At 40.3% G+C, this 22,474-nt stretch carries 20 protein-coding genes and 1 pseudogene; 16 read left to right on the top strand and 5 right to left on the bottom strand.

Going from position 1 to position 22,474, the window contains the following annotated elements; genetic code table 11:
- Positions 1-24 precede the first annotated feature (24 nt).
- Together Q5866_RS17785 and Q5866_RS17780 are read left to right on the top strand one after the other, a co-directional pair.
- Positions 25-2,184, top strand: coding sequence for a S46 family peptidase (locus Q5866_RS17785; protein ID WP_303181592.1), 2,160 nt, complete (start codon positions 25-27; stop codon positions 2,182-2,184).
- Between the two features lie 207 nt (positions 2,185-2,391).
- Positions 2,392-2,991 carry a GNAT family N-acetyltransferase gene (locus Q5866_RS17780; RefSeq protein ID WP_303181591.1) on the top strand — a complete coding sequence of 200 codons (600 nt, stop codon included), beginning with the start codon at positions 2,392-2,394 and terminating at the stop codon, positions 2,989-2,991.
- A gap of 13 nt (positions 2,992-3,004) precedes the next feature.
- Here Q5866_RS17780 and Q5866_RS17775 read toward each other — a convergent pair whose 3' ends face one another.
- The 3 genes from Q5866_RS17775 to Q5866_RS17765 form a co-directional block, all read right to left on the bottom strand.
- Positions 3,005-3,613, bottom strand: a complete 609-nt coding sequence (locus tag Q5866_RS17775) for a superoxide dismutase (protein WP_099294551.1) — start codon at positions 3,611-3,613, stop codon at positions 3,005-3,007.
- A 320-nt stretch (positions 3,614-3,933) separates the two neighbouring features.
- Positions 3,934-4,548: a hypothetical protein gene (locus Q5866_RS17770; RefSeq protein WP_303181590.1), complete on the bottom strand. Its 615-nt coding sequence runs from the start codon at positions 4,546-4,548 to the stop codon at positions 3,934-3,936.
- Between the two features lie 26 nt (positions 4,549-4,574).
- Positions 4,575-6,710 (bottom strand): TonB-dependent receptor, encoded by a 2,136-nt coding sequence (locus Q5866_RS17765; RefSeq protein ID WP_303181589.1) that lies wholly within the window; start codon positions 6,708-6,710, stop codon positions 4,575-4,577.
- An 806-nt stretch (positions 6,711-7,516) separates the two neighbouring features.
- Here Q5866_RS17765 and Q5866_RS17760 point away from each other — a divergent pair.
- From Q5866_RS17760 to Q5866_RS17750, 3 genes are all read left to right on the top strand, one after another.
- Complete coding sequence (locus tag Q5866_RS17760) at positions 7,517-7,948, top strand: Fur family transcriptional regulator (protein ID WP_099292471.1); 432 nt, start codon at positions 7,517-7,519, stop codon at positions 7,946-7,948.
- 24 nt (positions 7,949-7,972) lie between these two features.
- The gene (locus Q5866_RS17755; RefSeq protein ID WP_027202454.1) at positions 7,973-8,521 is read left to right on the top strand and encodes an NADH peroxidase; all 549 of its coding nucleotides are present in this window, start codon (positions 7,973-7,975) and stop codon (positions 8,519-8,521) included.
- A gap of 204 nt (positions 8,522-8,725) precedes the next feature.
- The gene (locus Q5866_RS17750) at positions 8,726-9,310 is read left to right on the top strand and encodes an alpha/beta hydrolase (RefSeq protein ID WP_099292470.1); all 585 of its coding nucleotides are present in this window, start codon (positions 8,726-8,728) and stop codon (positions 9,308-9,310) included.
- A 47-nt stretch (positions 9,311-9,357) separates the two neighbouring features.
- Here the strand turns inward: Q5866_RS17750 and thiD are convergent, their stop codons facing one another.
- Both thiD and Q5866_RS17740 read right to left on the bottom strand, forming a co-directional pair.
- Positions 9,358-10,167 (bottom strand): bifunctional hydroxymethylpyrimidine kinase/phosphomethylpyrimidine kinase, encoded by an 810-nt coding sequence (gene thiD / locus Q5866_RS17745; RefSeq protein ID WP_303181587.1) that lies wholly within the window; start codon positions 10,165-10,167, stop codon positions 9,358-9,360.
- A 14-nt stretch (positions 10,168-10,181) separates the two neighbouring features.
- Positions 10,182-10,889, bottom strand: coding sequence for an SAM-dependent methyltransferase (locus Q5866_RS17740; protein WP_303181586.1), 708 nt, complete (start codon positions 10,887-10,889; stop codon positions 10,182-10,184).
- A 74-nt stretch (positions 10,890-10,963) separates the two neighbouring features.
- Here Q5866_RS17740 and Q5866_RS17735 point away from each other — a divergent pair, with 74 nt between their 5' ends.
- The 11 genes and pseudogenes from Q5866_RS17735 to Q5866_RS17685 all read left to right on the top strand — a co-directional run.
- Positions 10,964-11,725 carry an MBL fold metallo-hydrolase gene (locus Q5866_RS17735; RefSeq protein ID WP_303181585.1) on the top strand — a complete coding sequence of 254 codons (762 nt, stop codon included), beginning with the start codon at positions 10,964-10,966 and terminating at the stop codon, positions 11,723-11,725.
- Between the two features lie 95 nt (positions 11,726-11,820).
- Positions 11,821-14,337: a DNA gyrase subunit A gene (gene gyrA, locus Q5866_RS17730; protein ID WP_303181583.1), complete on the top strand. Its 2,517-nt coding sequence runs from the start codon at positions 11,821-11,823 to the stop codon at positions 14,335-14,337.
- Positions 14,338-14,380: 43 nt separating this feature from the next.
- Positions 14,381-15,625, top strand: coding sequence for a hypothetical protein (locus Q5866_RS17725; RefSeq protein WP_227214710.1), 1,245 nt, complete (start codon positions 14,381-14,383; stop codon positions 15,623-15,625).
- Between the two features lie 187 nt (positions 15,626-15,812).
- The gene (locus tag Q5866_RS17720; RefSeq protein ID WP_303181582.1) at positions 15,813-16,622 is read left to right on the top strand and encodes an SDR family oxidoreductase; all 810 of its coding nucleotides are present in this window, start codon (positions 15,813-15,815) and stop codon (positions 16,620-16,622) included.
- Positions 16,623-16,817: 195 nt separating this feature from the next.
- Positions 16,818-18,260: a DUF3078 domain-containing protein gene (locus Q5866_RS17715; protein WP_303181581.1), complete on the top strand. Its 1,443-nt coding sequence runs from the start codon at positions 16,818-16,820 to the stop codon at positions 18,258-18,260.
- Between the two features lie 4 nt (positions 18,261-18,264).
- The gene (locus tag Q5866_RS17710) at positions 18,265-19,311 is read left to right on the top strand and encodes a nucleoid-associated protein (RefSeq protein ID WP_186975382.1); all 1,047 of its coding nucleotides are present in this window, start codon (positions 18,265-18,267) and stop codon (positions 19,309-19,311) included.
- Between the two features lie 2 nt (positions 19,312-19,313).
- Positions 19,314-20,348, top strand: coding sequence for an endolytic transglycosylase MltG (mltG, locus tag Q5866_RS17705; protein ID WP_186975381.1), 1,035 nt, complete (start codon positions 19,314-19,316; stop codon positions 20,346-20,348).
- Positions 20,349-20,459: 111 nt separating this feature from the next.
- Entirely contained in the window at positions 20,460-20,807 is a 348-nt protein-coding gene (gene rpsF, locus Q5866_RS17700; RefSeq protein ID WP_199691956.1) for a 30S ribosomal protein S6, read from the top strand.
- A gap of 3 nt (positions 20,808-20,810) precedes the next feature.
- Positions 20,811-21,080 carry a 30S ribosomal protein S18 gene (gene rpsR / locus Q5866_RS17695; protein ID WP_018336357.1) on the top strand — a complete coding sequence of 90 codons (270 nt, stop codon included), beginning with the start codon at positions 20,811-20,813 and terminating at the stop codon, positions 21,078-21,080.
- Between the two features lie 21 nt (positions 21,081-21,101).
- Positions 21,102-21,542, top strand: a complete 441-nt coding sequence (gene rplI, locus Q5866_RS17690; RefSeq protein WP_186975380.1) for a 50S ribosomal protein L9 — start codon at positions 21,102-21,104, stop codon at positions 21,540-21,542.
- A gap of 128 nt (positions 21,543-21,670) precedes the next feature.
- Positions 21,671-22,474, top strand: a pseudogene (locus tag Q5866_RS17685) (excinuclease ABC subunit A); the annotation flags it as partial.

Genomic DNA, 22,474 nt, shown 5'->3' with positions numbered 1-22,474 from the left:
TATAACTATTTAAAATACCAGTAAATGAGAAAAATTACATTATGCTTCTTGGCTTTCATTCTGATTGCCTTACCGGGTTTTGCTGATGAAGGGATGTGGATCCCGATGTTGTTGAAAAAATACAACATTGAAGACATGCAAAAGGCCGGTTTTAAACTAACTGCTGAAGATATTTACGATATCAATCAGGCTTCGTTGAAAGATGCCGTGGTTGGATTGGGAAGAGAGGGGTCGCCTTTTCAGCATTTCTGTACTGCGGAAATCGTGAGTGACCAAGGATTAATGATAACCAATCATCATTGTGCTTTCGGAATGATACAAGCTCATTCGAGTTTGGAACATAATTACTTGCGTGACGGTTTTTGGGCAAAGTCGTTACAAGAAGAGTTGATGAATCCCGGCACCACGGCTTCAATCCTTGTGCGAATGGAAGACGTGACGGATAAAATCAATGCCGCATTGAACGATAATATGTCTGAACAAGAACGGGCAGAGAAGGTAAAAGAGATTAGCCGTAAGTTGGAAGCCGAAGCTGTTAAAGGCACAAATTTACAAGCAAATATCAAACCTTATTTCAACGGGAATCAATATTTCATGTCTATTTTCAAAATCTTCCGGGATGTACGTTTAGTAGGTGCTCCTAACTCGGCTATCGGCAAATTCGGCGGGGACACGGATAATTGGACATGGCCTCGTCACACGGGTGATTTTTCCGTTCTCCGTATTTATGCAGGACCGGATAATGAACCGGCAGCGGTTTCACCGAATAATGTTCCTTACAAACCGGCTAAATTTTTCAAAGTTTCTGCACGGGGTGTGAAAGAAGGTGATTTTACTATGGTATTCGGTTATCCCGGAACAACGAACGAGTACTTGACTTCTTATGCTATCGACCAGATAGCGAACGTGGAAGACCCGCACAAGATCAAGATTCGGACGGCAAAACTGGACGTGATCAATGCAGCTATGGAGTCTGACGAGTTATTACGTATTAAATATGCCGCTAAAGCTGCCAACGTGGCTAACGCATGGAAGAAATGGCAAGGGGAGATTAAGGGATTAGATCGTTTCAACACGGCGGATAATAAACGTGTTCTGGAACAGAATTTCAATCAATGGGCACAAGCGAACGGGAAATCTCAGTATATCGGTTTGACCGATCGTTATAAAGAATTATATGCAGCCCGCGAGGAATATATTCTTGCCGCAGCTTACGCGATGGAAGCCGGATTAAACGGTGCTGAAGTGATAGGTCTGGCTCGGAATATAAAGGGAGCTTTGGAGTATTTTGACAAAGCTGAGGACAAGGATAAGTTCAAGCAAACGATAAAAGATTATGTGACGTCCTTTTATAAAGATTATGATCCTGCCACGGATAAACGTATTCTGGTTGAAATGCTTAAATTGTATAATAACAAGGATTTAGGAGAGCAATGGATTCCGGGAGTGATTCGTGATATCAAAGGAAATAATTACGAACGCCATGCGGCAGATGTTTTCAAAAAATCCATTTTTACTCATGAAGAGCGCTTGTTGGCCTTCGTGGATAAATTGAACGCCAAAACGGTTAAAAAGCTCGAGAAGGATCCGATTTATCAAATGATGGAAGGTATTCAAAACTTACGTTCCGAAAAAATCAATCCCGAGTTAAGTCGTATAGAACGGGAGTTGGTTACTCTGAATCGGTTGTGGATGGCCGGTTTGATGGAGATGCAACCCGATAAAGTGTTCTATCCGGATGCTAATTCCACGTTACGAATTGCTTACGGTAAAGTGTCCGGTTACAAGGCTTTGGATGCCGTTTATTACACGCCGTATACCACGTTGAAAGGGATTATGGAAAAGGATAACCCGAATATCTACGATTATGATGTACCTCAAAAATTACGGGATCTTTACAAGAATCGGGATTTCGGTCCGTACACGCAAGACGGGGAAGTACCGGTTTGTTTCATTGCTACCAATCATACGACGGGCGGTAACTCCGGTAGCCCGGTATTGGATGCCGAGGGTAACCTAATCGGTTTGAATTTTGACCGTGCATGGGAAGGTGTGATGTCGGATATGCAATACAGTCCGGAAATCTGTCGAAATATTGCGGTTGACATTCGCTTCGTGCTTTTCATCATTGACAAGTACGCCGGGGCAAAACATCTGATCGAGGAGATGGAGATCATTCGGTAGAGGTTTGCAATATACTTGCTTATAAAGTCTGTAAAATCAGTATATTTTGATTTTACGGACTTTATAGTTTTATGTAATCGGCTATAATTATTATAAGACAATAATTATCTTCGCGTATTGAGTATAAATATCGTCTTATGGTACTAATCAATAATTCCTTTGTGTTTATTGGCAGACAAGAGTTGTACTGAAAAAGATCTTTAGTTTATGATATATAAAAACGAAATCATATTACAACCTCTGTTTAATGAAGATATACCCTTGTTTAATAGTTGGCTGAACAAGGAATATATCTACAAATGGTTGTGCCCGAATGGAGAAGAACAAAGAGAGGCTTGGTTGGATGAAGTAAATAATAGAAATGGTAAGTATGATTTTATAAAACATTTTATTATTCACTATAAGGATAGGAAAATAGGGTATTGCCTTTATGCTGATTGTTTCTTTCTGAAAGATTTAGAGGAAGAAGGCCATGATTTTGAGAGCTTGTATAGAGACGTTGTCGAAGAGAACCACACTTATGAAATTGGTTATTTGATTGGTGAAGAAGAGTACCTGAATAAAGGTATCGGCAAAATAGTTATTCAGAAGTTGGAAGAAAAAATCATTGAAATTGGTGGGCGTGAAATATCGGCAGACCCTTCTGAAGACAACACGTTCTCGATAAAGGCTTTCTTAAGTACTGGGTTTTATAAAAACAATGATGGAGATTATAGAAAAATAGTTATCGAAAGAGATTCCGGAGAGGCTATAAAAGTCATGAGCGGAAGAAAAATTCTTCCGCTCATGACTAGGTTAAAAGTGTAGTATAGATTATCTTTTATGCCAGTCGTTTGTTTACAACGTCCCAATTGATAATATTCCAATAATTCTCGATGTATTTCGGGCGAGCGTTCTGAGTGTCCAAATAATAAGCGTGCTCCCAAACGTCGATGGTTAATATCGGTTTCTTGCCATGTTTCAATGGGGTATCGGCGTTGCTTGTTTGCATGATTTCCAATTTCCCGTCTTTGTCGACAACCAACCAGCCCCAACCCGAACCAAATAAGGTAGTGGCTGCTTTGGCAAACGCTTCTTTGAAAGCATCAAAGTTCCCAAACGATTTATCTATCAATTCTTTTATTTTTCCGGTAGGAGCAACCTTTGCTGCATTATGCGGTTGGAATGTTTCGAAATAGAAAATATGGTTGTAAGTTTGTGCGGCATTATTGAATATTCCGCCCTCTGATTTGATCACGATACCTTCCAGACACATTTTTTCAAACTCGGTTCCGGCAATCAGGTTGTTCATGTTCGTGATATAGGTAGCAAGGTGTTTACCATAGTGGTATTGAATCGTTCTCTCGCTAATATAGGGTTCTAATGCATTTTCCTTGTAGGGGAGAGCAGGTAATTGAAATTTATTGTCTGCACCTCTTTTGTTGATCATATCAGATGATATCAACACGTCTAAATCTTTAAATTCTTCTGGTTTCATATCCTTATGTTTTAAATTAAACTGTCTTTAAATTTAGTAATTCTAATGGATAGAAACGATAAGTTATAAAAAAAGTTTCATTAATCGGAAGATATTTTTAGAGAATATGAAGATAAAAATGGAAAGAAACCAATAATATAGAGGGGTATCCGACGAAAATACTTAAAAACAAATAATTTAGGAGAAATGCTTAGGAATATATAAAAATGCTATGAAGCGTTTGGAATTTTAAAATTTTCCCCGGCATGTTAGTGGCCGGGGAAAAGTATGAATTAGCGTTTAAGAGTTGCTCCGATTTCGAGTGTTGTAGTTTTATTTAAAATCGTTTCAACAGCCGTAAGAATTAGTTGCTCCTCCATTGATAAATCTAAGTTAAGTCCCTTTACCAAAGATAATAGAGTCTGAATATATGTTTTATCAATATAAAGAGTCAGAGCAGCTGTTCCTATCTCGTATTTTAAACTAATGGCAGGCATCATAGCTATATCTTTTCCTACAAGTGCACTAAGTTCATCTTTATTTAGCGTAACATTAATTGTTGATTTTTGTACAACGTATGTAGCACTCAACTCTTTACTTGCTCCATCTATTTTCATCAAGACAGTAAGTTCCTTCTTAGAATCAAAACGAATTCCCGTGAAATATTCTCCCATTTTTTCATTTCCCAAGTCAATAACCATATTGGTGATTTCTTCTGGAGTCATAGGATCCATTCCGGGTATTGAAATGCTCTCTTCTGAATAATCGAAAACAAAATGAGTTTTATCAAACTTCCAAGTCCCTGAAAATTCTGCGGGGATATCATCGTCATCATCATCGTTACAAGATGAGAAACTCACACACGCTGCAAATAACACAGCTACTAAATACATTAATTTGTTTTTCATACTAGATTAATTAAAAGATTTGTCATTTAAATTTTAATGGTTATCGATGCCCCGAATCGTGATGGAGCTCCGGATTGACCGGAGTTCAGGTATTCGGGTAAGTTTTTGCCTACCGGACTGTTGAACATGTAGCAGAAAAAGGCTTTATTCAAGATATTTTTCCCCCACACGTGAAAGTCTATGTATTTCCCTGAAACGCCAAAATTCATATTCCACAAGAAATAAGGATTTTGTTTCAAGGTATTTGCTTCGTCGAAATATTGTTTGCCAAAACCTGTCACGGAAGTCGTTGCCATGAAAGACTGAAATAAAGGTGTTTTCACTTTCTTTTGGTAAGAGAATCCCGTGTTCAACGTAAATTCCGGAGCCATCACGATTTTATTACCCTCGTATGCTTTAGTCAAATGGTGATAGTACTCGGAATTACTGTACCCTGATGAAAGAAAATAGGTGAGGTGAGGCATGCATTCCCATGTCAGATCCATTTCCGCACCGAAACTACGTGCATCTCCGGCGTTCTTTATGATCGGTCCCATCATCTCCATCACGAAGATTTGCTGATCTTTCCAATCAATATAAAAAATAGCGGCATTCACGTTGAAACGCCCGTTTTGGCTGAAATACTTTGTCCCAATCTCGTAATTCCAAAGGGTTTCCTTATCATACTCCAATTTTACGACCTGCGAGGTCATATCATTCGCTATGATATTATAGCCTCCCGCTTTGTATCCCTTGGCTATGCTGGCATAAGCCGATAGTTGCCCGTTCCACTTTTTCAACACGGAGAATTTCGGTAGCCAAGCGCTGTACGAGTTATCTTCCTCCCAATCATGGAACCCAGAAAAGCTGTTTGCCCAGTGGAATAACAAGCTATCCCTGTAATCGAGTGATGCCTTCTCGTAATCGTATCGTAATCCCACGGTGACAAATACACCGGGAAGCAGATTTTTTAGAGTGACTTGCCCGTAACCCGCGATACCCCACGTACTCGTGTTATTGTAATACAACGTCTTATCCAAATCCAAGGGGAGCAATAAATGGCGTTCAGTCCCGAAAGTAGCCAGATAATCGTTCGTCAGATCTTTGTAGAAACCGAATGTCCCGACAGTCCAATCCAATTTTTCACTCTCGGTGGACTGGTAATTGATTTCTTGTGTAACCAAGTTCTGCTTTGATTTTTTCCCGTTTCGGAACACGTCATGGAATGTAAAATCGGCATCCAATTCCTGCTTGTCCTTTGTCCATGAATAAGAGGTAATCCAGCTTAATGCTGTTCGGTCAAAAGTTTTCCGTGCGTTCACGTGGGCGGAAGCCAAGTCCCGTTTGTAAGAAGCATCGGCATCATAATTCACCCGGTAGCGATGTACTTTCAGTGAATCAATAGCATGATAGGCGTATCCGTCATCAAAACTATGATTATAATTTATGCCTAAAGCCACTTGCCAAGTATCATTCGTGTGTAATTGTCCTTGATAGCGCAAGTTGTAAGAATCAGATTTATTGGTTTTTCCTCCCGTGAAATCGTTCTTGAAATACCCGTCTGTCCGGTTGTAAGAAAAAGATAATTTATTGTATACTACATTCCGGACGGGCAGATTTGCCGTTACCATGTAGTTCTGGGAGTTATAACTCGAACCCCCGGCTTTTGCCTGCAGGGTGAATTTCGAGGCGGGGGGATTGGTTCTGATATTTATCAATCCGATAATACTATTTCTCCCGTACAGAGTGGTTTGCGGACCTCTCAGTACCTCGATCTGTTTAATATCATATAGATCGAAAATAAAGGCGTTCTTGTCAAAGACCGGAACTCCGTCCACGTATAAGCCCACGGGCGGCGTTCCCGAAACGGTTCCTATTCCGCGCACGTAAAGCGGGGTGGAGAGTTTTAACCCACCTTCCTGCATGTAAAAATTGGGAATCATACCCGACAGATTACGCAAATCCGGTGTATTTTCATTCAGCAGATTTTTTCCCGAAATAACACTAAGCGCAACGGGAATCTCGCTGATAGACAATTCTCTTTTCTCGGCGGTGATAGTCACTTCCTGCAATTGTTTGATAGCGCTGAAAGTGGTATCATCCGACTGCATTACCTGTGAACGTTGGGCTGATAAAGAACCGCAAATTGTCATAAATAGCAAAGAGCTATATAATTTTCGCATATTTTTATCAATGATTAAATTGTTTGACATGTCAATCATTTGTCCTAAGTTAAATACATACGGACACAATAAAATACAGACACGTCGGGGGTGCCCTTAACGTTTTCAAGGTTAGACACGGAGCCTTGGATTCCGCGGGGGGAGTATAATATAGTCGCTCCGGACTATCAATATGCGGGATAAATATTTTCTTGACTTCGGTTTTTGTTTGTTTTTCGTGTACTTCCTGATAATGGAGTACGTGATTACCGGTTAAATTATAAAAATGAACAGTGTTCCCCGGAAGCGCTTCCGGGAGCTTTGTTTGGTCTTTCGGGTAGAAACACACCACGAAAAAAGCTGAAACAAGCAAGTAGACAAATATATTGACCGATGGTCCTATGAAAAACATGATGCAAATCTATAAAAATATTTCAAGTGTAATACAAAAAGTTGAATATTTCAATGTATTCGTAATAAGTATTGTTTCTAGTGTTTATCAATAGTTATTTCGGGGTTATCCTTGCTCAACTTACTTACAAATCAGTTTTAATACCCTTACAAGTACCCCGCTTAGTGGTGTTGTAAGCGGGGTATAAGTATTTTGTAAAGGGTGTGAGGTTTTATTACCTGGGGATAACCCTAGATTAAGGTTGGATAATCCATTGGTAAGCAATATACTTATTTATCTCTGTTGAACAGAAACGTGAAACGTTAAAATTGGAATGGTTCTAAATTATAGTAAAATCAACAAGAAGATGTTGCGATTATAAAAAAGATGACGATATTTGCACTCGATATAATTTTGTAACAATTACAAATTAGCAATGAGTACAATTCAAGACACGAGAGAGTACATGCTACAATATGATATTAAACCGTCCGTACAACGAATGGCTATCATGGAATATCTCATGAAGAATAGGGTGCATCCCACGGCTGACGAGATATACGGGGCTTTGTACCCGACGATGCCTACTTTGTCGAAAACGACCGTGTACAATACTATGCGGTTGTTCATGGAGCAAGGTGCGATAAAAGCTCTCGTGATTGATGAAAAGAATGTTCGGTTTGACGTAGACACGAGCGATCATGCTCATTTCATGTGTTTAGGATGCGGGTGCGTGTACGACATCCCGATCGAGAACCGGGAAGCAATCGTGTTGGACGGGGTAGGAGAATTGCTCATCACGGAAACACACCTTTATTATAAAGGGTATTGCAAAAAATGCGCGGAAGAAAAAGGAAAAATCATATAATTAATTCATTAAAAAGAGTGCGTTATGAAAAAATTTATTTGTACAGTATGTGGCTATGTTCACGAGGGAGATGAAGCTCCGGAATTTTGTCCTCAATGTAAACAACCGAAGAGCAAATTTAAAGAATTGGTAGAAACCGAGGGAGCGTTGACTTTTGTTGACGAGCATCGTTTAGGCGTTGCCAAAGGCGTTGATCCGGAAGTTTTGGAAGGATTAAGGGCTCACTTTAACGGGGAGTGTTCTGAAGTTGGGATGTACTTGGCAATGAGTCGTCAAGCAGATCGTGAAGGTTACCCGGAGATCGCTGAAGCATTCAAACGTTACGCGTGGGAAGAAGCGGAACATGCTGCCAAATTTGCCGAGTTGCTGGGAGAATGCGTGTGGGATACCAAAACGAACTTGAAAAAACGTATGGAAGCAGAGGCAGGAGCCTGCGAGGATAAAAAACGGATCGCTACTTTAGCTAAAAAGTTGGATTTGGACGCAATCCACGATACCGTTCACGAGATGTGCAAAGACGAGGCACGCCACGGGAAAGGGTTTGAAGGACTTTACAACCGGTATTTTAAATAATCAAGGCAAAGCCTTGACGTTGCAGGTTACAGGTTCACAAGTTACAAGTTGTCTTATAAAACTTTTAATTTGTTGATTTGTAATTCATAACAAAAATCTATTTGGTAACTCGAATAGATTTTTGTTTTTTTTATACTTTGCTAGTGTAACTTTGCTTATTCACTCTCCGTATTAAAGAGCAAATTCACTTAACATGGAAATTGTATGAGAACTTATAGATGCGAAGACGTCACTTTAACAGATAAAGGCATAGACAGCAAAGGATGGTTGTGTAACCCACAAGAAAAAGGGAGAAAACCGGCAATCATAGTTTTAGGACCCAAAAATACGTCAAATACCCCGGTATCATTACAATATGCCACTAGACTGGCAAATTACGGTTACGTTGTATTGGGGTTGGAAGAAACTCAAAACGTGAGAGCCGCTATTGATTACTTGAGTTTAAAGGACGAGGTTGATCCGGATAAATTATACGCTATCGGTATTTGTAACGGTACCAACGAGGTGTTGGCAGGTACGGAAGCGGATAAACGATTAAAAGCGATAGCCCTCGTGTCCGGTTGTTACAAGCGGAAAGAGGCTTCCAAAGTAAAAATACCTACCATTGTTATTCATGGCGGTGAAAACGAGAAAGAATATCAAGCGGCTCAACGCGTGTATGACACGATTCGAGCGGAAGAGAAGCTAGCGATTTGGGAAGGTTCTGTGACTCATGCCCAATATTTTGATGATCCGCTCGTGCTGGACAAAACTGTCCGTAATGTATTCCGTTGGTTTAAAACACATTGACAACCACACTATATATTTCGAGGGGCTGCAATTGCGGCCCCTCGATTTCATTCCCACCACTTGTAAAAATGATGAACAGCCCCGTGTCCATGCCCGATCCGGTAATTCGCGGCAGCTTCTATTGCCCCATACAGGTAATTAATAGCAGCTTGCACGGCCTCTTCCATGGAGTAATCGTGAGCGAGATACGCGGCAACGGCGGATGATAGTGAACATCCCGTACCATGCGTGTTCACCGTATTGATTTTTTTCATGGTGTAACGGTATTCCCGATCGTTCTTGTAATCAACCAGCACATCGGTTATTTCTTCGCATTCCAGATGTCCTGCTTTCAAGAGAATATTGCTGGCTCCGATATTCTTCATTTTAGGGATGGAAGCGTACAGGTCTTCCTGCGTGTTAATCTTCATTCCGGACAGTATTTCAATCTCGAACGTGTTCGGGGTAATCACGGAGGCAAGCGGGAAAAGTTCCTGTTGAAGCACCGCAATGGCCTCTCGTTGCACGAGAAGATCGCCGGAAGTGGCTACCATAACCGGATCGACCACGATATGTTTTACAGGATAATCCTGCAATACTTTTACTATCGCGCGAATGACATCAACAGAATGTAACATACCGATTTTCACTGCATCAGCACCGATATCATCCAGGCAAGCCCGTATCTGTGCTTCAATAACATGAACGGGGAGAGGCTCTATCGCTTTCACTCCCACGGTATTTTGAGCGGTTACGGCAGTTATGGCAGTCATGGCAAAACAACCACAAGCGGAGATCGCTTTCAAGTCAGCTTGAATTCCGGCTCCGCCACCGCTATCCGAACCGGCTATGGATAAAACTCTTTTATAAGTCTTCATCGTAATTTGAATAATTAGAATGGTCTGGCGTACAAGATAAAGATAGTCGGACGCTTGTTGATGTCCGGTTTAACATGTTTCCAGTCCTTGATTTGCATTGTTTTTATATACTCGTTTTCTGTCGTGATATCACAAGCTACCGTGAGGCGTGTCACGGGAGAGAGAGAAGACACGATATCCTCGAATAGTTGCAGGTTGCGATAGGGTGTTTCAATAAATATCTGGGTACGGTTTTCTGCCGCGGATTGCTTCTCGTAAGTTCTCAGACTTTTTACTCGTTCCGAACGATTGACGGGAAGATAGCCGTTGAAAGAAAAATTCTGGCCGTTGCACCCGGAAGCAATAAGCGCGAGCAGGATGGAGGAGGGACCGACAAGCGGCATCACTTGATAGTTGTGGCGATGTGCCAGCGCTACCAGTTCTGCCCCCGGATCAGCGATACCGGGACATCCGGCCTCTGATATAATACCCACGTCGTTGTCTTTCAAATAAGGTATATACGCCTCAATATCCTTGATGTCCGAATGTTCGTTCAGATCCAGAAAAGTCAGTTCATCGATGTGAATTGTTTTATCTATTTTTTTCAAGTATCGACGGGTGTTTTTGACATTTTCCGTGGCAAAAATCCGGATACTTTTGATCGTGTCGATCACATCACGGGGAATAACCCCCTCGACTGTTGTTTCCCCTAGCAAATTAGGAAGCAAATATAATTTTCCCATAAATAAAATGTTTGCGGCAAATATACGGGATTATTCCGAATCTTATTAATTTCGCGATAAATAGTTGTGAACGGATGAAAGTTACGATACTAGGAAGTGGAACTTCGCAGGGCGTGCCTGTTATCGCTTGCGAATGTGATGTTTGTCGCTCGACCGACGAACACGATAAACGATTGCGGAGTTCCGTAATGATTGATATAGAGGACAAGAAATTAATCATTGATGCCGGACCCGATTTCCGGACCCAAATGCTGCAAGCGCAAGTGAAGGACGTGAGGGCATTACTGCTGACACATGAACACAAGGATCATATCGGGGGATTGGATGATATACGGGCATTTAACTGGGTGAAACAAGGTGGGGTTGACGTCTATTGTAATTATTTGACCATGAAAGCTGTTCGTAAAGATTACGATTACGCTTTCGCTAAATTCAAGTACCCGGGAGTCCCGGAAATGAATATACACGTGGTGGGCGAGGAACCTTTTCTGATTGACGATATCGAGGTTATACCGATCACGGTCATGCATTACAAACTGCCGGTCACGGCGTTTCGTATCGCTAACTTCGCGTATGTTACCGATGCCAATTATATCCCGGAGGAAAGTATGAAGAAACTGGAAGGGGTAGAATATCTTGTAATCAACGCCCTGCGGAAAGAGCCGCATCTATCGCATTTTACCTTGGGACAGGCTTTGGAGGTGGTGAAACGACTGAACGTGAAGCAGGCATACATCACGCATATCGGGCATCAAATGGGGTTACACGGTGACGTTTCGGGTGAATTACCGGATAACGTGAAGCTGGCACACGATATGTTAGTTTTTGAATTGTGAATATTGCGGGAAAAAAATTTCCTTTAATTCATCGTTTTTATTACATTTGTGGGATTTTGGGAATAATGAATTAAAAGAGTAATTTAATATTATAAATGGAAAACGTCGGAGAAAAAATTATTAAGATCAACATCGAGGAGGAGATGAAATCTTCGTACATTGACTATTCAATGTCGGTGATCGTGTCGCGTGCATTGCCTGATGTTAGGGACGGTTTGAAACCGGTACAGAGAAGGGTATTGTTTGGAATGAGCGAATTAGGTGTAACATCCGGTAAGCCATTCAAAAAGTCAGCGAGAATCGTGGGAGAGGTACTCGGAAAGTATCATCCTCACGGGGATAGCTCGGTGTACATGGCAATGGTGCGTATGGCTCAAAGATGGTCTTTGCGTTACCCGTTAGTAGACGGGCAAGGTAACTTCGGGTCAGTGGACGGGGATAGCCCTGCTGCCATGCGTTACACGGAGGCTCGCTTAATGAAGATTTCTGAAGATATTCTGGCTGATTTGGATAAGGATACGGTAAACATGATACCGAACTTTGACGAATCGTTGAAAGAACCGAGTGTTATGCCGACCAAGATACCTTTATTATTAGTGAACGGAGCTTCCGGTATCGCAGTGGGTATGGCAACGAATATGGCACCTCATAACGTAGGTGACACGGTGGACGCTATTTGTGCTTATATAGATGATAACGATATCGAAATTGATGACCTGATACGGATAATCAAAGCCCCGGATTTCCCCACGGGAGGAACGATTTACGGGTACAGCGGGGTACGGGAGTCCTACCACACGGGAAGAGGACGTATTATCGTGCGTTCCAAAACATCTATTGAAACGACTCCCCACGGACGGGAAAAAATCATTGTGCATGAAATCCCTTACATGGTGAATAAAGCCGAATTGATTTCCCGTATTGCCGATTTGGTAAATGAAAAGAAGATTGACGGTATTTCGAATATCAACGACGAATCTGACCGGAGTGGTATGCGTATCGTGATTGACTTGAAAAAAGACGCGATAGCCAACGTGGTATTGAATACCTTGTTAAAACATACAGCTCTTCAAACTTCTTTCGGGGTAAATAATATTGCTTTGGTTGGAGGACGACCCCGACTATTAAACTTGAAAGATTTGATACGTTTGTTCGTGGAGCATCGCCATGAAGTGGTAATTCGCCGTACGCAATTTGAATTGAAACAAGCGGAAGACCGGGCTCATATTCTGGAAGGATTAATTATAGCCAGTGACCATATAGATGAAGTTATCCGTATTATTCGCGCATCCAAAACGCCGGATGAGGCGAGAAATACTTTAATGGAAACTTTCTCTTTAACGGAAATTCAGGCACGGGCCATAGTGGAAATGAGATTGCGCCAATTAACAGGGCTTGAACAGGACAAACTGAGAGCGGAATACAATGATCTACTCAAGTTAATCGAGCACTTGAAGGAAATTTTGGCTAGCGTGGAACTGAGAATGCAAATCATTAAAGATGAACTTTTACAAGTAAAGGCTCAGTATAATGACGAGCGTAGAACCGATATCGTGTACGCATCCGAGGAGTTTAACCCGGAAGATTTCTATGCAGATGAAGCAGTGGTTATCACGATTTCTCACATGGGATATATCAAGCGTACCCCGCTTTCCGAGTACAAGGTACAAAATAGAGGAGGGGTAGGGTCCAAAGGTTCTGCGACTCGTGACGAGGATTTCCTCGAACACATGATTATGGCGACAATGCATAATACCATGTTGTTCTTTACCGAAAAAGGAAAGTGTTTCTGGCTGAAAGTTTGGGAAATCCCGGAAGGCTCGAAACAATCGAAAGGTCGGGCAATACAGAATCTGTTGAATATAGAGCCGGACGATAAAGTAAAAGCATATATCAACACGCTGGATTTAAAAGAAAACGACTATATTAATAGCAATTACATCGTGTTATGTTCCAAGCGGGGTATTGTCAAGAAAACCACGCTGGAAGCCTATTCTCGTCCGAGAGCAAACGGTGTGAACGCGATCACGATTAAAGACGGGGATCAACTATTAGATGCCAAGTTGACTAACGGTGAAAATGATATCATGATAGCCGTGAAATCTGGTAAAGCGATTCGTTTCCCGGAAGCAAAAGTGCGTCCCATGGGTAGAACGGCATCCGGGGTAAGAGGTATCACTCTGGATAGTGAAAAAGATGAAGTGATTGGCATGATTTGTGTTGAACCTGACAAAGCAGACGTGTTGGTTGTTTCAGAAAACGGATATGGAAAACGCTCTAGCATAGAAGACTATCGAATCACGAATCGAGGTGGCAAGGGTGTGAAAACCATTAACATGACAGATAAAACGGGAGAATTAATCGCACTATTGGATGTTACGGATGAAGATAACTTGATGATCATTAATAAATCCGGCTTGACTATCCGACTTGACGTGAGTACGCTGCGAGTTATGGGACGTAACACTCAAGGAGTGAGATTGATTAATTTGCGGAACGATGACGCTATAGCCGCTGTCGCTAAGGTTTCAGCTTCAAAAGAAGAAGAGGGACAGGAAGAAGGGCAGGAGAGTACGAATGTAGAGGAAGCCGGAGAAAACAATGAGGAATAATTATTTACAAATAATATCTAATTGGAACACAAATTTTAAACGTATGAGAAAACTAACTTTTATCATTGCCCTTCTGCTTTGCGTGAATGTGTCTTTCGCGCAAATGGGAAAAGTGACATCTGCTGTTAGCTTTTACACGCAGGGAAAGCTAGATAAAGCAAAAGAGCTAATCGATGAAGCTATCGGACATGAGAAATGTGTAAACAACCCGAAAGCACACTTCGTGAGAGGACAGATCTATCAAGGTATCTTCGAGAGCCAAGATGAAAACTACAAGAAATTATCTAAAGACCCGCTTCCGATTGTTTGGGAATCTTTCCAAAAGGTAATACAATTGGATGATAAGAAGAAATTTGAAAAAGACTTGAAGGCTCAATTTGCCAATCTTGTTGTTGACTTCACTAATCAAGGTATCATATGTTATAACGAAGGTACCAAAGTGGAAGAAGCACAAGGAGCTGAAGCGGCTAAAAGTTATTTCCAAGCAGCCTTCGATAATTTCAAAAAGACTTTGGATCTCAATGTTTCTCCTTATGGAACACAGAAAGTGGATACTGCCGTGATCTATAACGCGGGTGTTGCCGCTCATAAAGCCGGTAATGTGGATGAAGCTATCGAGTATTACAAAAAGTCTATGGAATTGGGTTACGAGGCAAACAGAATTTATGCCATGTTAGCCAGTATCTATTTAGGCAGAAGCCGCGAAGCCAAAGAAGCCGGGGATTCAATTACCGCTAAAGCAATTCAAGAAGAAGCAGTCAAGTATTTGCAAGAGGGGCACAAATTATTCCCGAATGACGAATATATGTTGATCGAACTTATCAACTATTATCTGATGGGAGATACCCCCGCGAAAGCTGAAGAATTTTTGGATGCAGCAATCAGACTGGAGCCGAATAAACCTGATTATTACCGTGCTAAAGGTCAATTATACGAGAAAATAAACCAACCTGATAAAGCAGAACAAATGTATATCAAGACGTTGGAATTGAAACCGGATGATTTCTTTGCACAGTATAACTTGGGAAATATCCAGTTGAACCGCGTAATCGAAGCACACAAGGTTGTTATGGATATCGTTGATGTTAAGGAATATAACGCAGAACTTGCCAAGATTATGGATCAATACGAGGCTGTGGTTCCTTATTTTGAAAGAGCTTTAGAATTACAACCGAACGACAAAAATACTTTGATTACTTTGAAAGAATTGTATTATCGTTTGCAAGCTAGTAAAAAGCAATATGAAAGCAAGTACAACGATACAATGTCTAAGCTTAACAACATGTAATACAGCTATATAAAAGAAGAGGGAAAACATCCCTTTTCTTTTTTATATATATTACTTATCATAATATGAATTATAAAACATTTATATAATAATCTTTTTTCTTATAGAGATTGTTTATTCTTTTAAACTTGTTATTATATTTGTAAGTTAAAACGAGGAAATTCTAAATACCTAAGAAACAAGATTCATGCAAAACAAAGTGGTGATTATTACAGGTGCATCTTCCGGTATTGGTAAAGCGTTGGTTTATGAATTTGCCAGACGCGGAGCCAAAATTTCCATGGGTGCCAGAAATACAGAGGAATTGAAAAAGATTGAGGATGACCTGAAAGCAAGCGGAACGGAAATTATTTCCGTACAGACGGACGTCACCCGTGAAACGGATTGTAAAAATCTGATAGAGAAAACTCATGAGCGTTTTGGCAGAATTGATGTCCTTGTGAATAACGCGGGAATTTCCATGCGTGCTCTATTTGAAGACTTGGAAATAGATGTTATACGTCGTTTAATGGATGTCAATTTTTGGGGAACCGTGTATTGTACGAAATATGCATTACCTTATTTATTACAGGCAAAAGGTAGTTTGGTCGGTATTATCTCCGTGGCAGGCTTCCTCGGTTTACCGGGAAGAACCGGATATTCAGCCAGTAAATTTGCTGTCCGCGGGTTCTTGAATACGTTACGTGTCGAGAACTTGAAAAAAGGTTTGCACGTACTTGTTGCCGCCCCGGGATTTACGGCATCCAATATTCGTAAAACCGCTTTAGTTGCTGACGGTAGTCAACAAGGTGACAGCCCAAGAGCCGAAAGTAAAATGATGAGTGCTGAACGATGCGCTCAAATCATTGTAAATGGAGTTGTTAAGCGGAAACGTGAAATTATTATGACATTGGTTGAAGGAAAAATATCCGTGTTTTTGAGTAAATGGTTCCCTAGCTTGCTGGATAAACTTGCTTATGGTCATATGGCAAAGGAGCCGAACTCTCCGTTCAAATAACAAGTTAATTATCTCATGAGGTTTGTTGTTGTTGTAATTATTATTTTTGCCCTATCCCAGAATACACTTTTTGCACAGGAAAAGACGGACTCTCGGGTTATAACGGTACGTCCATCGTATATTTTACCGGTCAAACATACTCGAGCAGACTCTCTTTATCACACAAAACCTCAGATAAGATACGCGTATAAACAATTGAAAAACACTCATATAGGTAATCCTGCGACTCGATACGCTCTGGAGAATCTAAAGAAAGAGCGATTAAAGTACTATGAACTCAACCGGGCAATTAATACGTTGAGAGATTATGCAGAAAACGAGCATATTAAATATATGCTCGATTACGTGAGGAGTTATTTCAAAACAGTACAGGCAAAGGAAGAAGCTATCAAAAGAATACAGGAACGCATATCGAAAGATAGTATTGATTTTTACAAACAACATCCGGACTTGGATTCATTACGCTTGTTGGACTCAGCCCGGTATGATATATTTCTAAACCCGAATTTGGAAGCGCTTGTAGCATTTATGGAACAGGATGAAAACTACCAATGGATGAAAGAGAGAAGTCGTGATTCTGTTCTGGTTTCCGTGTTGGGTGTATCCAATCGTTCTAAAAATATTTGGTTGAACACGGGACGTACGGAGTATCATCGTTTAATGACAGAAAATTTCCGTGGGGATACGATTAGCGGTTGGATAAAAACCCTACCTGATGGTAAACAGATGAAGTTCTTTTTGGATGGAGATGTTTATCAAACCAAGAAATTTGCCATATTGCAAGAACCGCGCGAGGAACCGTTACTCGTGGCATCCGATTCGATCTATTTTGTTCTCGCCGAGATGAAGATCGGGACACTCGAAAGACGGCATTGGACTTATTATTCCGATGTCACGTTGTCTTTCGGACAAGGTTTTATTAGTGACAACTGGGCAAGTGGAGGTGAAAGTTCTCTTTCTATTCTCTCTGATTTAAAGTATTTTATTAATTATAAAAAGAAAACCACGACATGGGAAAATTCATTCCGTTATCGTTTGGGGGCGCTGAAAAGCGGAAGCGAGGAATTGAGTAAAAATGAAGATAAATTAGAGATACAATCAAAAGTCGGTGTAAAAGCTTTCAGACATTGGAATTATGCCACGCAGTTTGATCTGAATACTGTTCTGTTTAATTCTTACAATGCTTCGGATCGGGAAACCGTGATTGCCAATTTTTTGTCACCTTGTAATTTTACGTTATCTTTGGGTTTGGACTTTAAACCCAAGGATAATATTTCATTGTATCTCTCTCCTATTGCCGGACAATGGGTATATGTACGGGATACAAATAAAGTGGATGTAACCCGGTATGGTATTGAAGCCGGGAAAAGATATAAAAGTGATGCCGGTGCCAAGATAGAATTGAAGAACAAACATTCTCTCTTCAATTTTCTTGACATAGACAATCACTTGATGTTATTCTCAAGTTATTACGAGCAGCCGGAAAAACTGACGGTTGACTGGCGTCTGACATTGAAATTCAAGATAAATTATTTCATGCAGACTTCGATATATGCCAACGCAGTGTATAATCAAAACGATTCGAAAAAAATACAGTTTAAAGAAACATTGAATTTAGGAGTACATTTTAGATTTTAGCATTATGATGAACTTTGATACTTGTGAGATAAATAATATCGTGATTCACGATATCGGTAATAAATACGAGGATGGTCAAATACGCCTTTCCGAGTCATGTTTTCTGCCGGATGATGCGGACGTACACAACCTATTGAAAAGTTATTTCCTCTCCCCTTTCAAGAAAGACGCTTATTATCGTTTTGCACCCGTGGAGGACGACTTGTATAATAACTTGGTATATAGTACTGTAAGTTCTGTTTTTGAAGATGAATCCAATCTATACGAGGCTTCCGTGAATATCGCGCAACATTTGTTTGACCAATCCAATCATCCGAATATCAAGGCGGGAGAACTCTATATGGTGCATTTCAAAAACTGTGTGTTGGAAGAAGGTCCTTGTGATGCCGTTGGTATCTTCAAGTCCGAAACAAAAGATACTTTCTTGAAAATTATTCTTAATGAGAATAGTTACCAGCTTGAAAGTGAACGAGGTATTAATATCAAGAAATTGGATAAAGCTTGTCTGGTATTCAATGTTGACGGGGAAAACGGTTATCGGGTAAGCATTCTCGATAAAACGAACTCCTCGGAAGCTGTTTATTGGACAACGGATTTCTTGGGGTTGGAACAGTGTGATGATAACTATTTCCAGACATCCAACTACTTGAAACTTTGCAAAGATTTCGTGCAAGAGGTTTATAATCAAGAAAATGATATCCCGAAAGCAGACCAGATTGATATGTTGAATCGCTCGATAGATTATTTTAAAAAGGCGGACGTGTTTAACGAGAACCTTTTCAAGGATGAAGTTGTCAATGATCCACAGATAATCAATGCTTTCGAAGATTTCAAAAATTATTACGAGGAAAAGAACGAATTGTCTTTAAAAGACCAGTTCGATGTTTCCAACAGTGCGGTTAAAGATGAAAAGAGATTCTTCAAGCATATATTGAAATTGGATAAGAATTTTCACGTGTATATACACGGGCAAAAGAAATATATTGAAAAAGGATATGATTCCGCCCGTGATATGAATTACTATAAATTATATTTCAGGGAAGAAAATTAATTATGAGTAAGATAGTAAAAAGAATTCTTGTATTTGTTATAATAATCATGGCGTTAGTGGCTGTCATGGGTGGAATCGGTTATTATTACGTGTTCTCCCCTAATACTGTCGTGACAGATGATGGAATTCTTTATATCCGGGATAGTAATTCTGTCGCTCAAGTGTTTAAAACACTGCGAAGCCGGGGATACATCAAGAATCCCAATACCCTCAGTAGCGTGGCGAAACTGAAGAAGTTTTCTTCTTCTGTAAAATCCGGAAAATATAAAATCCGTGATGGAATGAACAACAACGAACTGGTTAATATGTTTCGGGTGGGAAATCAAGTTCCGGTTCATTTTACCTTTAATAATATGCGGACTATTGAAGAGTTTGCCGATGAAGCTCAAGAAGAATTGGCTGTTTCCAAAGATGAATTAATGGCTTTACTGACAGATTCGGACGTTCTCGCAGAATTAGGGTTCAATTCGAATACCATTTTGGCGATGTTTATTCCAAATACGTACGAGATTTATTGGAATATCCCGGCCATGGATTTGCTAAAACGGATGAAAAAAGAATATGCCCGCTTCTGGAATGAAAACCGTATGGCAAAAGCCAGAGAAATAGGATTAAGTCCCGAAGAGGTGATCACGTTAGCTTCAATTATAGAAGAAGAGACTGTAAAGGCAGAAGAATACCCTGTCATCGCCGGAGTTTACATGAACAGATTAAACAAAGGAATAAAATTAGATGCTTGTCCCACGTTGAAATTCGTGCTCGGTGATTTCACGATCAGCCGTATTCTGGACCGTCATATGCAAATAGATTCTCCTTATAATACTTATATGTATGCCGGACTGCCCCCCGGCCCTATTCGTATGGCTTCAATAAAAGTTATAGATAGTGTTCTGAATTATCAGAAACACGATTATTTATTCTTTTGCGCGAAAAGTGATTTTTCCGGCTACCATAATTTCTCCCGTACACTTCGGCAACACAATGCCTATGCCCGGGAGTACCATCGAGAGTTGAATAAACGCAAGATATGGAAGTAGAAAGAAAATCTAAAATTGAGGATTTCTTTGTAAATCCAAACAAAAGTGCTAACTTTGCGGGCGATAAAATAATTTTTATTAGATTAATGTATTAATAAACAATCAGTTATGTTGAATCATTACGAAACCGTTTTCATCACAACTCCCGTTTTATCTGAAATACAGGTAAAGGAAGCGGTAGAAAAATTCAAGGCTGTTATTACCGAAAATGGAGGTAATATCGAGCACGAGGAGGCTTGGGGTCTACGCAAGCTGGCTTATCCAATCCAAAAGAAGACGACAGGTTTTTATCACTTGTTTCAATTCGAAGGAGAAGGAACTTTAGTTGATAAACTGGAGACTTCTTACAGACGAGACGAAAAAGTGATTCGTTTCTTGACGTTCAGATTAGACAAGTATGCTTACGAGTATGCATTGAAAAGAAGAGCAAAAAATCAAGTAAAACAAGAGGAGAAATAAGCCATGGCACAGAACGAAAGTGAAATTAGATATTTAACCCCCCCAACGGTTGAAATCAAAAAGAAAAAGTACTGTCGATTCAAAAAAGCAAAAATCAAATTTATCGACTACAAGGATCCGGAATTTTTAAAGAAATTCTTGAACGAACAAGGCAAGATTCTTCCCAGAAGAATTACTGGAACTTCTGTAAAGTACCAAAAGAAAGTAGCAACCGCAGTGAAGAGAGCAAGACATCTTGCTTTGTTGCCCTACTTAACCGACTTGATGAAATAATTTTAAGGAAGGAGGACACAAATGGAGATAATTTTATTGACAGATATAGCAAACTTGGGACATAAGGATGACATCGTTGATGTTAAGCAAGGTTACGGTCGTAACTATCTTATCCCTCAAGGCTATGCTATTTTAGCAACCCCTTCAGCAAGAAAAGTTGTAGCGGAAAACTTGAGACAAAGAGCTCACAAAGAAGCTAAATTAAAAGCTGAAGCAGAAGAATTAGCAGCACAATTAGCAGAAGTAAAACTTACCATCGGTGCTAAAACCAGTTCTACCGGTAAGATTTTCGGTTCTGTAAACAGTATCATGATTTCTGAAAGTCTGAAAGAGAAAGGATTCGATATCGACCGGAAGAAAATCGTACTGAAAGACGTAAAAGAAATAGGAACTTACACCGCTCTTATCAAACTTCATAGAGAAGTAAAAATTGATGTAGAGTTCGAAGTAGTTTCCGAATAAATTAAAACAAGTCATTAACAAGACTTAAACGCATTTCCAAACATATTCCAAACGCTAAAAGCACCCCTCAAAGGGTGCTTTTTTTGTGAGAAAAGTCGTATCTTTGTAGATATTTTGGAAGGACAGATATGAGTAAGCAGAGAATAGAGTTGAAAGGAATACGGGTGCATAACCTGAAAAATATAGATCTTGACATTAAATTGAACCAGTTGGTGGTTATTACCGGGGTTTCCGGTAGCGGTAAATCATCACTGGCTTTTGATACGTTATATGCCGAAGGACAGCGGCGTTACGTGGAAAGTCTTTCTTCGTATGCGCGCCAATTTCTTGGAAGATTGAATAAACCGGAATGCGATTACATTAAAGGTATCCCCCCTGCCGTTGCCATCGAGCAGAAAGTAAACACATCGAACCCGCGTTCAACGGTGGGAACATCCACGGAACTTTATGACTATATTAAACTTCTGTATGCCAGAATGGGGAAAACCTTTTCACCTGTTTCCGGTGAAGAAGTAAAACGTCATAGCGTGGATGATATAAGCCAGTATATACTGGATCAAGACATGGAACAGACCGTCATTATCATGGCAAAATCCAAAGACATGACGGACGATGGACTTCCTCTCTTGGTCAGTCAAGGATTTTCGAGAATTAAATACGGGGACGAATTTATCCGTATTTCCGATTTGATTGATAAAAATGAATCACTTGATCCCGGCAAAGAGATTTTTCTAGTGATAGACAGGCTTCGGATAAGCCATGAGAAAGATACCGTTTCAAGAATCAAAGACTCTATAGAAACCGCTTTATACGAGGGTAACGGAACTTGTTACGTGGAAATAGACGGAAAGATAAAGTCTTTTTCGAATAAGTTTGAAGCCGACGGAATCACGTTCCAAATCCCGACAATAAACACGTTCAGTTTCAATTCT

It is taken from the genome of uncultured Butyricimonas sp. (genome assembly GCF_959596855.1).
Classification (GTDB): domain Bacteria; phylum Bacteroidota; class Bacteroidia; order Bacteroidales; family Marinifilaceae; genus Butyricimonas; species Butyricimonas muris.
Note: the sequence above shows the minus strand (reverse complement) of the source record. Positions and strands in the feature narration are given on the sequence as shown.

Excerpts from the sequence above, each read along its gene's own strand:
- thiD (WP_303181587.1), bottom strand. The coding sequence starts at position 10,167 with ATGAAGACTTATAAAAGAGTTTTATCCATAGCCGGTTCGGATAGCGGT.
- rpsR (WP_018336357.1), top strand. The coding sequence starts at position 20,811 with ATGGCACAGAACGAAAGTGAAATTAGATATTTAACCCCCCCAACGGTT.
- Q5866_RS17780 (WP_303181591.1), top strand. The coding sequence starts at position 2,392 with ATGATATATAAAAACGAAATCATATTACAACCTCTGTTTAATGAAGAT.
- gyrA (WP_303181583.1), top strand. The coding sequence starts at position 11,821 with ATGGAAAACGTCGGAGAAAAAATTATTAAGATCAACATCGAGGAGGAG.
- Q5866_RS17755 (WP_027202454.1), top strand. The coding sequence starts at position 7,973 with ATGAAAAAATTTATTTGTACAGTATGTGGCTATGTTCACGAGGGAGAT.
- Q5866_RS17770 (WP_303181590.1), bottom strand. The coding sequence starts at position 4,548 with ATGAAAAACAAATTAATGTATTTAGTAGCTGTGTTATTTGCAGCGTGT.
- rplI (WP_186975380.1), top strand. The coding sequence starts at position 21,102 with ATGGAGATAATTTTATTGACAGATATAGCAAACTTGGGACATAAGGAT.
- Q5866_RS17765 (WP_303181589.1), bottom strand. The coding sequence starts at position 6,710 with ATGCGAAAATTATATAGCTCTTTGCTATTTATGACAATTTGCGGTTCT.
- Q5866_RS17775 (WP_099294551.1), bottom strand. The coding sequence starts at position 3,613 with ATGATCAACAAAAGAGGTGCAGACAATAAATTTCAATTACCTGCTCTC.
- Q5866_RS17750 (WP_099292470.1), top strand. The coding sequence starts at position 8,726 with ATGAGAACTTATAGATGCGAAGACGTCACTTTAACAGATAAAGGCATA.
- Q5866_RS17710 (WP_186975382.1), top strand. The coding sequence starts at position 18,265 with ATGATGAACTTTGATACTTGTGAGATAAATAATATCGTGATTCACGAT.
- mltG (WP_186975381.1), top strand. The coding sequence starts at position 19,314 with ATGAGTAAGATAGTAAAAAGAATTCTTGTATTTGTTATAATAATCATG.
- Q5866_RS17785 (WP_303181592.1), top strand. The coding sequence starts at position 25 with ATGAGAAAAATTACATTATGCTTCTTGGCTTTCATTCTGATTGCCTTA.
- Q5866_RS17725 (WP_227214710.1), top strand. The coding sequence starts at position 14,381 with ATGAGAAAACTAACTTTTATCATTGCCCTTCTGCTTTGCGTGAATGTG.
- Q5866_RS17720 (WP_303181582.1), top strand. The coding sequence starts at position 15,813 with ATGCAAAACAAAGTGGTGATTATTACAGGTGCATCTTCCGGTATTGGT.
- Q5866_RS17760 (WP_099292471.1), top strand. The coding sequence starts at position 7,517 with ATGAGTACAATTCAAGACACGAGAGAGTACATGCTACAATATGATATT.
- Q5866_RS17740 (WP_303181586.1), bottom strand. The coding sequence starts at position 10,889 with ATGGGAAAATTATATTTGCTTCCTAATTTGCTAGGGGAAACAACAGTC.
- Q5866_RS17735 (WP_303181585.1), top strand. The coding sequence starts at position 10,964 with ATGAAAGTTACGATACTAGGAAGTGGAACTTCGCAGGGCGTGCCTGTT.